The sequence below is a fragment of the Streptomyces sp. WAC06614 genome (assembly GCF_003949795.1).
In the GTDB taxonomy this organism is placed as follows: Bacteria; Actinomycetota; Actinomycetes; order Streptomycetales; family Streptomycetaceae; genus Streptomyces.
Genome location: NZ_RPRY01000155.1, coordinates 1 through 16,435, shown reverse-complemented (window position 1 = coordinate 16,435; position 16,435 = coordinate 1). Strand labels below are relative to the sequence as shown.

Below are 16,435 nucleotides of genomic sequence, written 5' to 3'. Positions count from 1 at the left end.
CACCCGCCCGGCCTTCCGCACGCCCGGCCGCCGGGCGCCGGTCCCGGCGCCCCGCCGCGGCCGGAGCTGCCGCCGGTCCACGGAGCCGTCCTCTGCGTCGCCGCGCCCGGGCTGGTGATCTCCCCGGAGCACGGCCAGCTGACCGGCCGGGGGCTGGACGGGATCTACCACGCGGGCCGCAGGCTCCTGTCCCGCTGTCTGCTGCGCGTCGGCGGGCAGGATCCGGTCGCCGTGCAGAGCCGCAGCCTGGGCGCCGACCGGGCCGCGTTCACCGCGGCCGTGCGGACCGGGGCCGACCCGGGGCCCGACCCCGACATCACCGTCGAGCGGGTCCGCCACGCCGACGGGACCGAGCGCATCACCCTGCGCAGCCATGTCACCCGCCCGGTCCGGCTGCCCGTCGAGATCGCGCTCGGCACCGACCTCGCGGAGCTCGCCGCGGTCGCGGCGGGCCGGGCCGGGCCCGAACTGCCCGCGGGGGTGTACGCGGCCGGGCTGTGCTGGAGCACCGACCGGACCCGGTCGGTGACCACCGCCGACCCCCCGCCCGACGACGCCCTCGCCTCCGGCGGCCTACTGCGCTGGCGGCTGGAGCTGGCGCCGGGGGAGTCCCGCACCATCGAGCTGCGCACCACCCAGGACCGCACCTCCCGCGCCCCGGCCGGGCAGGTCGCCAACCCCCTGGCGGCGGCCCGGGCCGAAGGGGACGACCCACGGGTGGCGGCCTGGTTCCGGGCCAGCCTCGACGACCTCGGAGCGCTGCTGCTGAGGGACCCCGAGGAGCCCTCCGACGCCTTCGTGGCGGGCGGAGTGCCCTGGCGGTGCGGTCTGGCACCGGCCGAATCGTTGTGGGCCGCCAGAATGGCGCTCCCGCTCGGCACGGGCCTCGCCGCGGCCACCCTGCGGGTCCTGGCCCGGACCCAGACCGCCGGGCGGGGTGCGGACGCCGGGAAGATCCCGGGGCCGCTGCGCGGCGCCGGCCCCCAACTGCCCCCCACCTGCACCGGCACGGAGGCGACGCTCGCCTTCCCCGTGGTGCTCGCCGAGGCCCGGCGGTGGGGGCTGCCCGAGGTGGAGGTGCGGGAGTTGCTCCCGGCGGCCGAAGGCTGCCTGGCCTGGCTCCGCCGCCACCTGGGGGAGGACGGCTTCCTGGCCGATCCCGACCCCGGGGCCGGGCCACGGCGCTGTGAGACCCAGGCCCATGCCCACCGGGCCGCCCTGCTCGGCGCCGATCTGCTGGCGGACTGCGGGCGTCCCGGGGCGGAGGAGTGGCGGGAGTGGGCGGCCGCGCTCCGGCGCCGGTTCGGCGAGGCGTTCTGGCTCGACGGCCCCGACGGCGGCCGCCCCGCCGCGGCCCTGCACCCCGACGGCCGGCCGCTGCCCCGGCTCACCGCGGCCGCCGCGCACCTGCTGGACACCGGACTGCTCGGCCGGGGCCGGCCGGCCCCCGGACTCCTGGACCGCATCCGCACCGAGCAGCTCGCCCGGTTGCTGGGGGCGCCCGCCATGGACTCCGGGTGGGGACTGCGCGGGATGGCCGTGCGGGAGCCGGGGCACAACCCCTTCGGCCACCGTTCCGGCGCGGTCCGCCCGTACGAGAGCGCCGTGGCGGCGGCCGGGCTGGCGGTCGCCGGCTTCGAGAAGGAGGCCACGGCACTGCTGCGCGGACTGCTCGACGCCGCGGAGTGCTTCGGCTACCGGCTGCCCGAGATGTACGCCGGCGAGCAGCGCACCGAGGGCAGCGCCCCGCTGCCGCACCCGGCGGCCTGCCGGCCCGCCGGGGTGTCGGCTGCAGCCGGTGTCCACGCCCTGACGGCCCTGGTGGGGATCCGGCCCGACGCGCCCGCGGGCACGGTCGCCGTCGCGCCGCTGGCCGGGGCCCCGCTCGGCGCGGTGCGGCTGTCCGGGCTGCGGGTGGCGGGGGAGCCGTTCACGGTGCGGGTCAGCCGGCTCGGCCTCGGGATGGTGGAGGAGGCCGCCGATGCGCTGCAACTGGGAGGGTGAGGCCCCGCCCGCGGCAGGCGGAGGGCGATCCGGAGGCTCGGGCATCGGCAAAGAGCTGTTTATCGTCAGGAAGACGACTATGATCGCCGCATGTCGCCCTACGACCCGTCGGCCTTCCCGCCCTTCGCTGTCACCGTCGACCTGGTCGTGCTCACCGTGCGGCGCCACGCGCTGTGCGCGCTCGTGGTCAAACGGGGTGAGCCGCCGTTCCAGGGGCGTTGGGCCCTGCCCGGCGGCTTCGTCCGCGGCGACGAGGACCTGGCGGCGGCCGCCGCCAGGGAACTCGCCGAGGAGACCGGGCTGTGCGCCCACGACCCCGGCCGGCCCGGCGTGGACAACGGGGCGCATCTGGAACAGCTCGCCACCTACGGCGACCCCCGGCGGGACCCGCGCATGCGGGTGGTCAGCGTGGCCCACCTGGTGCTCGCCCCCGACCTGCCCGCGCCCCGGGCCGGCGGGGACGCCAACAGCGCGCGCTGGGCCCCCGTGGACGAGCTGCTCGCCGCCGGCGACGCGGACGCACCCGGCGGGCTCGCCTTCGACCACGCGCAGATCCTGGCGGACGGGGTGGAGCGGGCCCGCTCCAAGATCGAGTACTCCTCGCTCGCCACGGCCTTCTGCCCGGCCGAGTTCACCGTCGGAGAGCTGCGCCGGGTCTACGAGGCGGTGTGGGGCGTGGCGCTGGACCCGCGCAACTTCCACCGCAAGGTCACCGGTACCCCCGGCTTCCTCGTGCCCGCCGGAGGGACGACGACCCGTCAGGGCGGGCGCCCGGCCCAACTGTTCCGGGCCGGCGGGGCCACCCTGCTCAACCCGCCGATGCTCCGACCGGAAGTCTGACCGTCCCGGCCTGGGTCCTCACCGTCCCGACCCGCGGCCCGGTTGCCCAGAAAATCGGACATATCGCGTTATCTTGCATGGGGTACTCACACTGCCGCAGGGCGGTCTGACTCCCCGCGAGAGACGCGAGAGAAGCGATGCTCCAGGCCATCGGACTGACCAGTGCGCCCCGTCGGGGCCTCCCGCCCGCCGTGGACGACCTCACCTTCGAGGCCCGCCCCGGGAAGGTGACCGCCCTGCTCGGCGACGCAGGGGCGGGCAAGACCACCGCCCTGCGCCTCATGCTCGAACTCGAGCCGGGCCGCGGTGTCACCTACTTCCGCGGCCGCCCCCTGCACCGCGTCCCCCATCCCGGCCGTGAAGTCGGTGTGCTGCTCGGTGACGTCCCCGGCAATCCCTCCCGGACGGTGCGCAACCAGCTGCGGATGCTGTGCGCCGCCGCCGGGGTGCCGGCCTCGCGGGCCGACGCCGTGCTCGAGGTCGTGGGCATCGCCGGACTGCGGGACCAGCGGCTCGGTTCGCTCTCGCTCGGCATGGACCGCCGGCTCGGACTCGCCGCCGCGCTGCTCGCCGATCCGTGCACCCTGCTGCTGGACGAGCCCGCCGCCGGGCTCTCGCCCCGCGAGCGCAACTGGGTGTACGCGCTGCTGCGCGGTCACGCGGACCTCGGTGGCGCCGTGCTGTTCACCACCGACGACGCCAAGGAGGCCGCGCGCAGCGCCGACCAGGTCGTCACCATCGCCGGGGGGCGGCTCGTCGCCGACCAGGACGCCGCCGAGTTCTCCCGCACCCGGTTGCGGCCGCGGGTCGTGGTCCGCACCCCGTACGCCGCCCGGCTGGCCGACGTACTGGGCCGGGAGGCGCGGGACCGGCAGCGCACCGTGGAGATCGTCGAGGACAGCGGCACCCGCCTGTCGGTCTACGGCAGCAGCTGCGCCGAGGTCGGCGAGGTGGCGTACCGGCACGGGGTCCTGGTGCACCAGCTCGCCGACGAGACCGGCGACACCGGGGTGCCCGCGCCGCCCCGGCAGGCGACGGACGCCGGCTCCGGGTCGGGGAACGGGTCCGAGGGTGCGTCCGCAGGCGGCGTGGAGGCGGAGGGGCGGGACTGGGGGGCCGTAGTGCCGCCGCCGTCCGGGGTGCGCCGGCTGGGCGGGCCGCTGCGTCCGCTGCGCTACGAGCTGCGCCGGATGTTCGGCACCGCCGCCCCGGTGCTGACCGCCGCGGCCGTGCTCGTGGTGTCGGTGCTCGTCGCCCTGGTGCTGGCCCGGACCGGGAGGACGCCGCAGAACCGGCTGCTCGCGGCCTGGCCGGAGCTGCTCCCTCTGCCACCGGCGGCCCTCGGGGCGGGGCTGTTGGGGGCCTTGGCCTTCGGCGAGGAGTACCGCTACCCCGCGCTCGCGGCCGACCGCGGCACCGTTCCGCGCCGGCTGGGGCTGCTGACGGCCAAGCTCGGCGTCTGCGGTGGGCTCGCGCTGGTGCTCGGCGCGCTCGCGGTGGGCGCCGACGCGGCCGCGCTGTGGCTGGTGTTCGACCGGGTCCCGCTGCCGTCCGGGGGCGAGTGGATCGCCCCGGCCGTGAGCTGGGCCGGGCTGGTCGTCGGATGCGCCTGGGCCGGGGTGCTGGCCTCGGGGGTGTTCCGCTCCGCCCTGGCCGGCCTCGGCGCGGTGCTGGCCGTACCGGTGCTGGTGGTCCCGCTGGTGCGGCGGGCCCTCGCCGGTCCGTCCGCGTACCCCACCTCCGGGCTCGCGGCGCGGCTGCGCGGGCTGCCGTGGGCGCAGTGGCCGCCGGAGGCCGACCGCGTGGTGCACGGTGCGATCCGTGTGATGGTCCAACCCGTCGGAGCCGCGCTGGCCCTGTCGTTGATGGTCCTTTTGTGCGCCTATGGGTTCACCGGCCTGAGGAGCCGCGTCCGCTGGTGACCACAAGCCCTCACAAAGGGCCCGGTTCTTGACGATAAGTCGTCAATTGCGCAGGTGGCACCGATCACCCTTTCGTGTGCTTTTCACCAAAGACCTCAAGGGTCGCTGGAGCACGGCCGACAAAGGATTCGTGAGTACCCTTGCGCACACCATGATGACCGCCGCCCGCCATGCCGACTCCGGCCTCGCCGGCCCGGGCGAACTCGATCGCTACCCCTACGCGGAGGCCCCCGGCACCGACCGCGTCGGAGCGCCCCACTGGGACGGCGCCGACGTCGAGTTGAGCCGGGCGGGCCGGCGCGCGGCAGGCAGCCGCGGGCGCGGGCTGCACGGTCAACTCGTCCAGCAGCTCGGCCAGATGATCGTCTCCGGCGACCTCGGCGCGGACCGGCCCCTGGTCCCCGAGGAGATCGGCCAGCGCTTCGAGGTCTCCCGCACGGTCGTCCGCGAATCGCTCCGGGTCCTGGAGGCCAAGGGCCTCGTCAGCGCCCGGCCGAACGTCGGCACCCGGGTCCGACCGGTCAGCGACTGGAACCTGCTCGACCCCGACATCATCGAGTGGCGCGCGTTCGGCCCCCAGCGCGAGGACCAGCGCCGCGAGCTCAACGAGCTGCGCTGGACCATCGAGCCGCTCGCCGCCCGGCTCGCCGCCGGCCACGGCCGCGCCGACGTCCAGCAGCGCCTCGCGGACATGGTCGAGATCATGGGCCATGCCCTCGGCCAGGGCGACGCCCTCACGTTCGCGCGGGCCGACAACGAGTTCCACGCCCTGCTGATCCAGGTCGCGGGCAACCGCATGCTGGAGCACCTCTCCGGCATCGTCTCCTCGGCCCTCCAGGTCTCCGGCAGCCCCGTCACGGCCTGCGACCGCCCCGGCGAGGCCTGCGTCGCGCACCACGCGCGCATCGTGGAGGCCCTGGCCGCCGGCGACGCCACCGCCGCCGAGAACGCCATGCGCCAGCTGCTGACCGTCCACCCCGAGGTCGAGCGCGTGGTCCCGGCCCCGCGCGAGCACTGACGGGCGGTGGACCGGGGCGCCGGGGGCGGAACCACGTGTCGCCGGGCCCCCGGGGGTCCGGCGACACCAGTGTGTGCACGCCCGTGCGCGAGGCCCCCGAGGTCCGGCCGGGACATGCGGCGCGGCGGCCGGTGACCGTACGCGTCGGTACGGGCACGAACCGGGTGTGATTCGGGCCACTGAAGATTGGGCGTAACACTCTGCGAGGTCACGCGATGACCTAAGAGGTGATGGCCGACGGAGGGAAGACAGCAGCCCTTGCGGGTGCTGTGCAGCTCCCCGGCCCCTGCCCGCGCCGCCGGCCCATCCCCAGTCGGTGCTCGTCGGCTCCGGCACCAGCACCAGGCCGGGGTCGGAAGCCGTTCCCATCGTTCCGAGAGGTTGTTCGTGTCGGCCAGCACATCCCGTACGCTCCCGCCGGAGATCGCCGAGTCCGAGTCTGTGATGGCGCTCATCGAGCGGGGCAAGGCCGAGGGGCAGATCGCCGGCGATGACGTGCGTCGGGCCTTCGAGGCTGACCAGATTCCGCCAACCCAGTGGAAGAATGTTCTGCGCAGCCTCAACCAGATCCTTGAGGAAGAGGGTGTGACGCTGATGGTCAGTGCCGCGGAGTCGCCCAAGCGTCCCCGCAAGAGCGTCGCAGCGAAGACCCCCGCCAAGCGGACGGCCACCAAGACCGCCGCGGCGAAGCCGGCTGCTCCCGAGCCCGCCGCGGCCGTGGCTCCCGCGTCGCCCGCCGTCGACCCGGACACCACCGACGCCCTCACGGCCGACGAGACCGCCGCCGAGGCCGCTCCCGCGAAGAAGGCGGCGGCGAAGAAGACCGCGGCCAAGAAGACGGCCGCGAAGAAGACCGCCGCCAAGAAGACCGCCGCGAAGAAGACGGCGGCCAAGAAGGACTCCGACGAGGCGGCCGAGGAAGAGCCGCTCGAAGAGGCCCCCGGCGGCAAGGCCGAGGAAGAGGAAGAGACCGGCGAGGCCAAGGGCTTCGTGCTCTCGGACGACGACGAGGACGACGCCCCCGCGCAGCAGGTCGCCGTGGCCGGCGCCACCGCCGACCCCGTCAAGGACTACCTCAAGCAGATCGGCAAGGTCCCCCTGCTCAACGCCGAGCAGGAGGTCGAGCTCGCCAAGCGCATCGAGGCGGGCCTGTTCGCCGAGGACAAGCTGGCCAACTCCGACAAGCTGGCCCCCAAGCTCAAGCGCGAGCTGGAGATCATCGCCGAGGACGGCCGCCGCGCCAAGAACCACCTGCTGGAGGCCAACCTCCGCCTCGTGGTCTCCCTCGCCAAGCGCTACACCGGCCGCGGCATGCTCTTCCTGGACCTCATCCAGGAGGGCAACCTGGGCCTGATCCGCGCCGTCGAGAAGTTCGACTACACCAAGGGCTACAAGTTCTCCACGTACGCCACCTGGTGGATCCGGCAGGCGATCACCCGCGCCATGGCCGACCAGGCGCGCACCATCCGCATCCCGGTGCACATGGTCGAAGTGATCAACAAGCTGGCCCGGGTGCAGCGCCAGATGCTCCAGGACCTGGGCCGCGAGCCCACCCCGGAGGAGCTCGCCAAGGAGCTCGACATGACCCCCGAAAAGGTCATCGAGGTCCAGAAGTACGGCCGCGAGCCGATCTCCCTGCACACCCCCCTCGGCGAGGACGGCGACAGCGAGTTCGGTGACCTCATCGAGGACTCCGAGGCGGTCGTCCCGGCCGACGCGGTCAGCTTCACGCTCCTGCAGGAGCAGCTGCACTCCGTCCTCGACACGCTCTCCGAGCGCGAGGCCGGTGTCGTGTCCATGCGGTTCGGCCTGACCGACGGCCAGCCGAAGACCCTGGACGAGATCGGCAAGGTCTACGGCGTCACGCGCGAGCGGATCCGCCAGATCGAGTCGAAGACGATGTCGAAGCTGCGCCACCCGTCGCGCTCGCAGGTGCTGCGCGACTACCTCGACTAGACCGCGGTCCCCCGCGAGGTGGCCGTGCGCGGGTGCGCGCGGCCACCGGGCGTCCCACTCTGGGTGGAGTCATGCACACACAGAGTCAGGAGGCCCTATGCGTCGTTCCCTAGCCCGTGCCTTGGCGGGCGCGCTGACCCTGGTGGCCGGAGCGGGCGCGGCGCCGCTGGTCCAGGCGCCGCACGCGGCCGCCGACAGCATCGTGATCGGCGGCACGCCGGTGAGCGTGGCCGACAGCCCGTGGGTGGTGGCGCTCTCCAGCCGTGACCGGTTCGGGGGAACGCGGGCGGGACAGTTCTGCGGCGGTGTGATCGTCGCACCGACCCGGGTGGTGACCGCCGCGCACTGCCTGAGCCGCCAGGTCCTGGGCGGCCCGGTCTCCTCCGTCGCGGACTTCCGGGTGATCACCGGCCGGACCGAGCTGCGGGACGAGGACGAGGGCCGGGAGATCGCCGTCCGCGCCGCCCGGGTCAACCCCGGCTACGACGCGTCGACCAACGCGGGCGACCTGGCCGTGCTGGAACTCGCCGAGGCGGTTCCCGCGAGCTCCGTCCTGCCGCTCGCCGCCCACGAAGACCCCGCGTACGCCCCGGGGACGCGCGCGACCGTCTACGGCTGGGGGGACACCAGCGGCTTCGGTGACTACGCGTACGGGCTGCACGCCGCGGGCGTGACCGTGCTGTCGGACGACGACTGCCGGCTGGCCTATCCCGGGGACACCAGCGGACAGTACCGGTCCGACTCCATGGTGTGCGCGGGAGTCGCTCAGGGCGGCAAGGACGCCTGCCAGGGCGACAGCGGCGGGCCGCTGGTGGCGGGGGGCAGGCTGATCGGGCTGGTGTCCTGGGGGCGCGGCTGCGGCCGTGCGGACAGCCCCGGGGTGTACACGCGGATCGCGCCGCTGGTGCCGTTCGTGACGGGCGCTGCCGTGGACGAGGCCGACGAGGCCGTGACGGCCGCCGTCCGGGCCGCAGGCCGGCCGGCGGGCCCGTCCACGGGCCGGTCCACGCCCGAGGGCCAAGGCCCGGGCAAGGTTGCGGATGCGCAGCGCGGCGCCCCCGGCGCTGGCCGCTGACCGGCCCGGACAACGAGAACGGGCGGCTCCCTGGATCACAGGGGCCGCCCGTCGACCGGCCTTGCCGGTCCTGGCTCGTCGGGGTGCGAGGGGTCAGTGCTCCTCGGTGTCGGCGGAGGCCGGCACGGTGAGTCGCTCGGTCTCGTCCTGTATTTCCGCGGCGATCTTCTTGAGTTCCGGCTCGAACTTACGCCCGTGGTGGGCGCAGAACAGCAGTTCACCGCCGCTCAGCAGGACGACGCGCAGATATGCCTGGGCGCCGCAACGGTCGCATCGGTCGGCGGCCGTCAGCGGGGTCGCGGGGGTCAGAACAGTAGTCACGTCGCCTCTTCTCTAGCTCGACGAGCTGTCGTACCAGGGTCAACATCCAACCAGGCCGAAAACGTTCCCGCTCGCGGCTTTTCCTCGAAACTTCCTTCCGAAGCTGGCCGGCTGCTGCCGGTTGGCGGCGAAGGAGCCGTATTGCGTTGCTCTACGGTTTCGCGTTGTCTGTCGGTGCTGTTTGTGGTCGTCTCATCGGGGGTCTGCCCTCCCCGGCCTGTGAGCCGGTTGTTCATGAGGACGTGCCCGAACCCTAAATGGTTCATGCGCGGAAGGGAACGTGATGTTTGCTTCACCCCTTCGGGCGATCGAACACCCGTACGGTTTTGTATTAGGCTGAAGAACCACGAGGGTGGCGTTGCATCGGCTCTACCAGGCCTCGGTACCCTCTGGACGGCAACCGAGCCACCCCTGCGCCCAGCCGGGCGGAAAAGAAATTCAGCGAGGAGCGAACTGCGTGACCGCCGACACGTCCGTGCCTTCCAGCGCGCTGCTGACCGGAGCAGACCGGGACGGCTCCAACTACACCGCGCGGCACCTCCTCGTCCTCGAAGGACTCGAGGCCGTCCGCAAGCGCCCCGGCATGTACATCGGCTCCACCGACAGCCGGGGCCTGATGCACTGCCTGTGGGAGATCATCGACAACTCCGTCGACGAGGCCCTGGGCGGCTTCTGCGACCACATCGAGGTCGTCCTCCACGAGGACGGCTCGGTCGAGGTCAAGGACAACGGCCGCGGCATCCCGGTCGACGTCGAGCCCAAGACGGGCCTGTCCGGCGTCGAGGTCGTCATGACCAAGCTGCACGCCGGTGGCAAGTTCGGCGGCGGCTCCTACGCGGCCTCCGGCGGTCTGCACGGCGTCGGCGCCTCCGTGGTGAACGCCCTGTCGGCCCGCCTCGACGTCGAGGTCGACCGCGGCAGCTCCACCCACGCCGTCAGCTTCCGCCGCGGCGTCCCCGGGATCTTCACCGAGCAGGGCGCCGAGAGCCCGTTCGACCCGGCCGGCGGCCTGCGCAAGATCAAGCGGATCCCCAAGGGCCGCACCGGCACCCGCATCCGCTACTGGGCCGACCGGCAGATCTTCCTCAAGGACGCCCGGCTCTCCCTGGACACGCTCTACCAGCGGGCCCGCCAGACCGCCTTCCTCGTGCCCGGCCTGACCCTCGTGGTGCGCGACGAGCGCGCGATCGACGGCGCCGGCAAGACCGAGGAGGTCTTCCGCTACGACGGCGGCATCAGCGAGTTCTGCGAGTACCTCGCTGAGGACAAGGCCGTCTGCGACGTGCTGCGGCTGTCCGGCCAGGGCACCTTCAAGGAGACCGTCCCGGTCCTCGACGACCGCGGCCACATGACCCCCACCGAGGTCACCCGCGAGCTCGGCGTCGACATCGCGCTGCGCTGGGGCACCGGCTACGACACCACCCTCCGGTCGTTCGTGAACATCATCGCCACCCCCAAGGGCGGCACCCACGTCTCCGGCTTCGAGCGCTCGGTCACCCGGACCGTCAACGAGGTGCTGCGCGCCACCAAGCTGCTGCGCGTGGCCGAGGACGACGTGGTGAAGGACGACGCGCTGGAGGGCCTCACCGCGGTGGTGACCGTCCGGCTGGCCGAGCCGCAGTTCGAGGGCCAGACCAAGGAGGTCCTCGGCACCTCCGCGGCCACCCGGATCGTCGGCCAGGTCGTGGCCAAGGAGCTCAAGGCGTTCCTGACCTCCACCAAGCGCGACGACAAGCAGCAGGCCCGCGCCGTGCTGGAGAAGATCGTCGCCGCGGCCCGGACCCGGATCGCGGCCCGCCAGCACAAGGAGGCGCAGCGCCGCAAGACCGCGCTGGAGTCCTCCTCGCTGCCGGCGAAGCTCGCCGACTGCCGCAGCGACGACGTGGACCGCAGCGAGCTGTTCATCGTCGAGGGCGACTCCGCGCTCGGCACGGCCAAGCTCGCCCGGAACTCCGAGTTCCAGGCCCTCCTGCCGATCCGCGGCAAGATCCTCAACGTCCAGAAGTCGTCCGTCTCGGACATGCTCAAGAACGCCGAGTGCGGCGCGATCATCCAGGTCATAGGGGCCGGCTCGGGCCGGACGTTCGACATCGACGCCGCCCGCTACGGCAAGGTCATCATGATGACCGACGCCGATGTCGACGGCTCCCACATCCGCACCCTGCTGCTCACCCTCTTCCAGCGCTACATGCGCCCCATGGTCGAGGCGGGCCGGGTCTTCGCGGCCGTTCCGCCGCTGCACCGGATCGAGCTGGTCCAGCCCAAGAAGGGCCAGGACAAGTACGTCTACACGTACTCGGACAACGAGCTGCGCCAGACCCTGCTGGAGTTCCAGCGCAAGAACATCCGCTACAAGGACTCCATCCAGCGCTACAAGGGCCTGGGCGAGATGGACGCGGACCAGCTCGCGGAGACCACCATGGACCCGCGCCACCGCACCCTGCGCCGGATCAACATCGGTGACCTGGAGGCGGCGGAGCAGGTCTTCGACCTGCTGATGGGCAACGAGGTGGCGCCCCGCAAGGAGTTCATCACCAGCTCGGCGGCCACCCTGGACCGCTCGCGCATCGACGCCTGACCCGGCGCCGGCGCCGGGGCGGGCCACGAGCCTGTCCCGGCGCCGGCCGCACGTGCTCGGCCCATCACCTGATGGGGTGAAGCACCCCGGTACACCAGTCCGGAAACCGTCCCTCCGCCCATCCTTGGGGCACGCGGCCGCCACGACCGACCGCGGACAAGGAGACTGCGGTGGACAAGCACGATGGCCGCGACCCCGGACCGGCCCGGCTGGACGATCCCTGGTACGACGCACTGGCCGCGGGCTGGGGCGAGGGCGACATCCCCGCCGCCCGGGCTCCCGACGCCTCCCCGGCCGATCCGCCGCCCCGCCCCCGCCCGGCCGACGTCTACCTGGAGGTCCAGCGCAGCGCCGCCTTCCAGGAGGTGCGCAGCCGCTACCGCCGCTTCGTCGTCCCGGCGACCGCCGGCTTCCTGCTCTGGTACGTCGCCTACGTCGTCGCGGCCGTGGCCGCGCCGGGGCTGATGGCCCGGCCCGTGTGGGGCGCGGTCAACGTGGCCCTGCTCGCGGGCCTCGGCCAGTTCCTCAGCACCTTCATCCTGACCTGGTCCTACGCCCGGCACGCCCGGCTGCGCCGGGACCGTGCGGCCCTGGACCTGCGCTGGACCGTGTTCGAGCGGGGGGCGGGCCGGTGACGGGCGGACACCAGACCCTCGCGCTGATCCTGTTCAGCCTCTTCGTCGCCGTCACCCTCGGCATCACCACCTGGGTCAGCCGCCACCGGCACGGCTCGGCGGAGGAGTTCTACGTCGGCGGGCGGCTGTTCTCGCCCCTGGAGAACGGTTTCGCCATCGCGGGCGACTACATGTCCGCCGCCTCCTTCCTCGGCATCTCCGGGCTGATCGCCCTGTTCGGCTACGACGGCCTGCTCTACTCCGTCGGCTTCCTCGTGGCCTGGCTGGTCGTGCTCTTCCTGGTGGCCGAACTGGTCCGCAACTGCGGCCGGTTCACCCTCGCCGACGTGGTCGCCGCCCGGATGAGCGAACGACCCGTCCGGATCGCGGTGGGCGCCTCCTCCGTGACCGTCTCGGTGCTCTACCTGGTCGCCCAGATGGTCGGCGCCGGCAGCCTGGTCGGCCTGCTGCTCGGCTCCTCCGGCGCCGCCGCCCGCACCTGGACCGTGGTGGGGGTGGGCGCGCTGATGGTGGTCTACGTGTCCTTCGGCGGCATGCGTGCCACCACCTGGATCCAGATCGTCAAGGCCGTGCTGCTGATGGGCGGCGCGGTGGCCCTGACCGTGCTGGTCCTGCTCCGCTTCCACGGCGACCTCGACCACCTGCTGACCACGGCCGCCGACCGCAGCGGCCACGGCCGCCGGTTCCTCGGGCCGGGCCTGAAGTACGGCGGGGGCTGGACGGCACGGCTGGACTTCCTGAGCCTAGGTCTCGCCCTGGTCCTGGGCACCGCGGGGCTGCCGCACATCCTCGCCCGGTTCTACACCGTGCCCACCGCCCGGGCGGCGCGCCGTTCGGTGGTGTGGGCCATCGCGCTGATCGGCGGCTTCTACCTCATGACCGTCGTGCTCGGCTTCGGCGCGGCCGCGCTGGTCGGGCCGGACGCCGTACGGGCCTCCAACGCCTCGGGCAACACCGCGGTCCCGCTGCTGGCCGCGCTGCTCGGCGGCGGGGCCGGGACCACAGGCGGGGCGGTGCTGTTCGCGCTGGTCGCGGCGATCGCCTTCGCCACCATCCTCGCCGTGGTCGCCGGGATCACCCTGGCCTCCTCCGCCTCGGTGGCCCACGACCTCTACGCCTCCCTCCGGCGGCGCCGGGCCCGGCAGCGCAGCGAGGTGGCCGTGGCCAGGGCGGCGGCCGTCGGCATCGGAGCCGTGGCCATCGGCCTCGGCCTGCTCGCCCAGGACCTCAACGTGGCGTTCCTGGTGGGCCTGGCCTTCGCGGTGGCGGCCTCCGCGAACCTGCCGGTGCTGCTGTACGCCCTGTTCTGGCGGAACTTCACCACCCGGGGCGCCGTCTGGTCGGTCTACGGCGGGCTGGTGCCGGCGGTGCTGCTGGTGCTGCTCTCGCCCGTGGTCTCCGGCAGCCCCGCATCCCTGTTCCCCGCCGCCGACTTCCAGTACTTCCCGCTCCAGAACCCCGGGATCGTCTCCGTCCCGCTGGGCTTCCTGGCCGGCTGGCTGGGCACGGTGACCTCCCGGGAGGACGCGGACCCGGCCAAGCACGCGGAGACCGAGGTCCGTTCGCTCACCGGCGCGGGGGCCGTCTAGGCCGGTCCCGGGGGCGGGGGCCGTCAGCCCCGGTCCGCCGGGACCCAGGCGTAGCGGTGTTCGGGGCGGCCCGTCTCGCCGTAGCGCAGGGTCAGGCGGACCCGGCCGGAGCGGTCCAGCAGCTTGAGGTACCGCTGGGCGGTCTGCCGGCTGATCCCGGCCCGCTCGGCGATCTCCTGGGTGGAGAGCGGTCCTTCGGCACCGAGCAGCACCCGGCGGACCGTCTCGGCCGTGGTGGGGGAGTGGCCCTTGGGCAGGTCGTTGGGGGTGGCCGCGCCGGCGAGGGCGCCGAAGATGCGGTCCACCTCGGCCTGTTCGGCCTCCCCGCCGGTGGCGAGCCGGTGGTGCAGGGCCGCGTAGGCCTCCAGCTTGGTGCGCAGGCCGGCGAAGGTGAACGGCTTGACCAGGTACTGCAGCGCGCCCAGGCGCATCGCCGTCCGTACGGTCTCCAGGTCCCGCGCCGCCGTGACCATGATCACGTCGGTGCGGTGGCCGAGCTGGCGCAGCCGGCGCACCAGGTCCAGGCCGTTGCCGTCGGGCAGGTAGTGGTCCAGCAGGATCAGGTCGACGGGGTGCCCGCCGAGGAACGCGAGGGCCTCGCCGGCCGAGTGGACCTCGCGCACGACGGCGAACCCGGGCACCTTGCCCACGTAGGCGGCGTTGATCCGGGCGACCCGGGGGTCGTCGTCCACCACCAGCACGGCCAGCTCCGCCGCCGGGGCGGCCCGGCCCGGCCCGGTCATCGCAGGGCCTCCGGGAGCACCACGGTGAACTCCGCCCCGCCGACGGCCGGTCCGGCCACCCGGGCGGTGCCGCCCTGGCGTTCGACCAGGCGGCGTACGAGCGCCAGCCCGAGGCCGCGTTCGCGGTGGCCCCGGGGCTCCTTGGTGGACCAGCCCTCGGTGAAGATCTCCTCGCGGCGCTCGGCGGGCACGCCCGGCCCGCTGTCACGGACCCGGAGCACCACGGTGTGCGGGTCCTCGGTGCGCAGCTCCACCTCGACCACGGGCTCCGCCGAGCCGACGGCGGCGTCCAGGGCGTTGTCGACCAGGTTGCCGACGATCGTGACCAGACCGCCGGGGTCCACCAGCCGGTCGGGCAGCGCGGTCGCCCCGGCCAGCCGCAGGGCGACGCCGCGTTCGGCGGCGACGGTGGCCTTGCCCACCAGCAGGGCCGCGATCAGCGGGTCACGGACCTTCTCGGTGACCTGCTCCGCGGTGGTCCGGTGCACCCCGGCCACCTCCGTCACGAACTCCACCGCCTCCTCGTACAGGCCCAGTTCCAGCAGCCCGAGGAGGGTGTGCAGACGGTTGGCGTGCTCGTGGTCCTGGGCCCGCAGGGCGTCGATCAGGCCCCGGGTGGAGTCCAGCTCACGACCCAGGCGCTCCAGCTCGGTACGGTCGCGCAGGGTGGCCACGGCGCCGCCGTCCTCGGTGGGCATCCGGTTGGCGACCAGGACCCGGGAGCCGCGCACGGTCAGCAGGTCCCGCCCGGTGACCCGGCCGGCCAGCACGTCGGTGGTCCGCCCGTCGCCCAGGACCTCGTCCAGCGGGCGCCCGGCCACCCCCGCCGCGCCCGGTTCCAGCCCGAGCAGCCGGGCCGCCTCGTCGTTGACCAGCCGGATCCGGCCGTGCCGGTCCAGGGCCACCACGCCCTCGCGGATCGAGTGCAGCATGGCCTCGCGCTCGGCGAGCAGCCCGGCGATGTCGGAGAACGCCAGGTCACGGGTCTGGCGCTGGATCCGGCGGGAGATCAGCCAGGCCGCGAGCGCCCCGGCGGCCAGGGCCCCGCCGGCGTGGGCGAGCAGCCCGGGGACGGCGCCCAGCAGCCGGTCGCGGACGCTGTCGTACGCGATGCCGACCGAGACCGCGCCGACCAGTTCGCCGTCGTCGGCGAGCAGCGGGACCTTGCCGCGGGCGGAGCGGCCGAGGGTGCCCTCGTCGATCTCCATCACTTCGCGGCCCGACAGCACGTCGGCGGGGTCGGTGGAGACGTGCCGGCCGATCCGGTCGGGGCTGGGGTGGGAGCGGCGGATGCCCTGGAGGTCGAGCACGACGACGTACTCGGCGCCGGTGGCCCGGCGGATCCGCTCGGCGGCGGCCTGCACGGGGGTGTCCGGGCCGGGCGGGGTCCGCAGCACCTCCCGGGCCAGCGCCGGGTCCGCGGCGGCGCTCTGCGCGATGGCCAGGGCCCGCCCCATGGCCTGGTCGTCGAGCTGGGCGCCGAGCGGGGCCAGGAACAGCCCGGTGGCCAGGGCCGTGACGCCCGCGGCGATGGCGACCTGGGTCAGCAGGATCTGCGAGACGGCCCGCCGGGGCAGCGCCAGGCGCCGCCGGCGCCCGGAGCCCTCGGCCCCCCGGGCGCGGCGTCCGGATCCGGGGGCGCTGCGCATGACCCCACACCGTACGATCCCGTTCCGGTTTTGGGGAGCCACCGCCCGCCGGCTTCCGGTCAGGGGAGCGGGCGGTGGCTCCCCAAAACCGGAACGGGATCGTAC

The 16,435-nt window shown here is 74.0% G+C and carries 12 protein-coding genes; 9 read left to right on the top strand and 3 right to left on the bottom strand.

The window, feature by feature from the left end; all coding sequences use genetic code 11:
- Positions 1-66 precede the first annotated feature (66 nt).
- From EF918_RS20910 to EF918_RS20885, 6 genes are all read left to right on the top strand, one after another.
- Positions 67-2,004 carry a glycogen debranching N-terminal domain-containing protein gene (locus EF918_RS20910; protein WP_125648758.1) on the top strand — a complete coding sequence of 646 codons (1,938 nt, stop codon included), beginning with the start codon at positions 67-69 and terminating at the stop codon, positions 2,002-2,004.
- Positions 2,005-2,094: 90 nt separating this feature from the next.
- A complete protein-coding gene (locus EF918_RS20905; protein ID WP_125648754.1) occupies positions 2,095-2,844 on the top strand; it encodes an NUDIX domain-containing protein in 750 nt (249 codons plus the stop codon).
- 137 nt (positions 2,845-2,981) lie between these two features.
- Complete coding sequence (locus tag EF918_RS20900; protein ID WP_125648750.1) at positions 2,982-4,766, top strand: ATP-binding cassette domain-containing protein; 1,785 nt, start codon at positions 2,982-2,984, stop codon at positions 4,764-4,766.
- A gap of 130 nt (positions 4,767-4,896) precedes the next feature.
- Entirely contained in the window at positions 4,897-5,784 is an 888-nt protein-coding gene (locus EF918_RS20895) for a FadR/GntR family transcriptional regulator (protein WP_125648747.1), read from the top strand.
- A 387-nt stretch (positions 5,785-6,171) separates the two neighbouring features.
- Positions 6,172-7,740: an RNA polymerase sigma factor gene (locus EF918_RS20890; protein WP_260610439.1), complete on the top strand. Its 1,569-nt coding sequence runs from the start codon at positions 6,172-6,174 to the stop codon at positions 7,738-7,740.
- Between the two features lie 97 nt (positions 7,741-7,837).
- Complete coding sequence (locus EF918_RS20885) at positions 7,838-8,815, top strand: serine protease (protein WP_125648741.1); 978 nt, start codon at positions 7,838-7,840, stop codon at positions 8,813-8,815.
- 93 nt (positions 8,816-8,908) lie between these two features.
- Here the strand turns inward: EF918_RS20885 and EF918_RS20880 are convergent, their stop codons facing one another.
- Complete coding sequence (locus tag EF918_RS20880) at positions 8,909-9,136, bottom strand: hypothetical protein (RefSeq protein WP_125648738.1); 228 nt, start codon at positions 9,134-9,136, stop codon at positions 8,909-8,911.
- A 457-nt stretch (positions 9,137-9,593) separates the two neighbouring features.
- Here EF918_RS20880 and EF918_RS20875 point away from each other — a divergent pair, with 457 nt between their 5' ends.
- The 3 genes from EF918_RS20875 (at position 9,594) to EF918_RS20865 (ending at position 13,938) form a co-directional block, all read left to right on the top strand.
- Positions 9,594-11,714, top strand: coding sequence for a type IIA DNA topoisomerase subunit B (locus EF918_RS20875; RefSeq protein ID WP_125648735.1), 2,121 nt, complete (start codon positions 9,594-9,596; stop codon positions 11,712-11,714).
- A gap of 170 nt (positions 11,715-11,884) precedes the next feature.
- Positions 11,885-12,349 (top strand): DUF485 domain-containing protein, encoded by a 465-nt coding sequence (locus tag EF918_RS20870; protein WP_125648732.1) that lies wholly within the window; start codon positions 11,885-11,887, stop codon positions 12,347-12,349.
- Entirely contained in the window at positions 12,346-13,938 is a 1,593-nt protein-coding gene (locus EF918_RS20865; RefSeq protein ID WP_125648729.1) for a cation acetate symporter, read from the top strand. The genes EF918_RS20870 and EF918_RS20865 overlap by 4 nt, the downstream gene beginning before the upstream one ends.
- A 23-nt stretch (positions 13,939-13,961) precedes the next feature.
- Here the strand turns inward: EF918_RS20865 and EF918_RS20860 are convergent, their stop codons facing one another.
- On the bottom strand, positions 13,962-14,681 hold the full coding sequence (locus tag EF918_RS20860) for a response regulator (protein ID WP_125648726.1): 720 nt from the start codon (positions 14,679-14,681) through the stop codon (positions 13,962-13,964).
- Positions 14,678-16,330 carry a sensor histidine kinase gene (locus tag EF918_RS20855; RefSeq protein WP_125648723.1) on the bottom strand — a complete coding sequence of 551 codons (1,653 nt, stop codon included), beginning with the start codon at positions 16,328-16,330 and terminating at the stop codon, positions 14,678-14,680. Before EF918_RS20855 ends, EF918_RS20860 begins: the two co-directional genes overlap by 4 nt.
- Positions 16,331-16,435: the final 105 nt, after the last annotated feature.

Bases quoted from the DNA above. Each gene is read 5' to 3' on its own strand.
- EF918_RS20885 (WP_125648741.1), top strand. From the start codon at position 7,838: ATGCGTCGTTCCCTAGCCCGTGCCTTGGCGGGCGCGCTGACCCTGGTG.
- EF918_RS20855 (WP_125648723.1), bottom strand. From the start codon at position 16,330: ATGCGCAGCGCCCCCGGATCCGGACGCCGCGCCCGGGGGGCCGAGGGC.
- EF918_RS20900 (WP_125648750.1), top strand. From the start codon at position 2,982: ATGCTCCAGGCCATCGGACTGACCAGTGCGCCCCGTCGGGGCCTCCCG.
- EF918_RS20905 (WP_125648754.1), top strand. From the start codon at position 2,095: ATGTCGCCCTACGACCCGTCGGCCTTCCCGCCCTTCGCTGTCACCGTC.
- EF918_RS20860 (WP_125648726.1), bottom strand. From the start codon at position 14,681: ATGACCGGGCCGGGCCGGGCCGCCCCGGCGGCGGAGCTGGCCGTGCTG.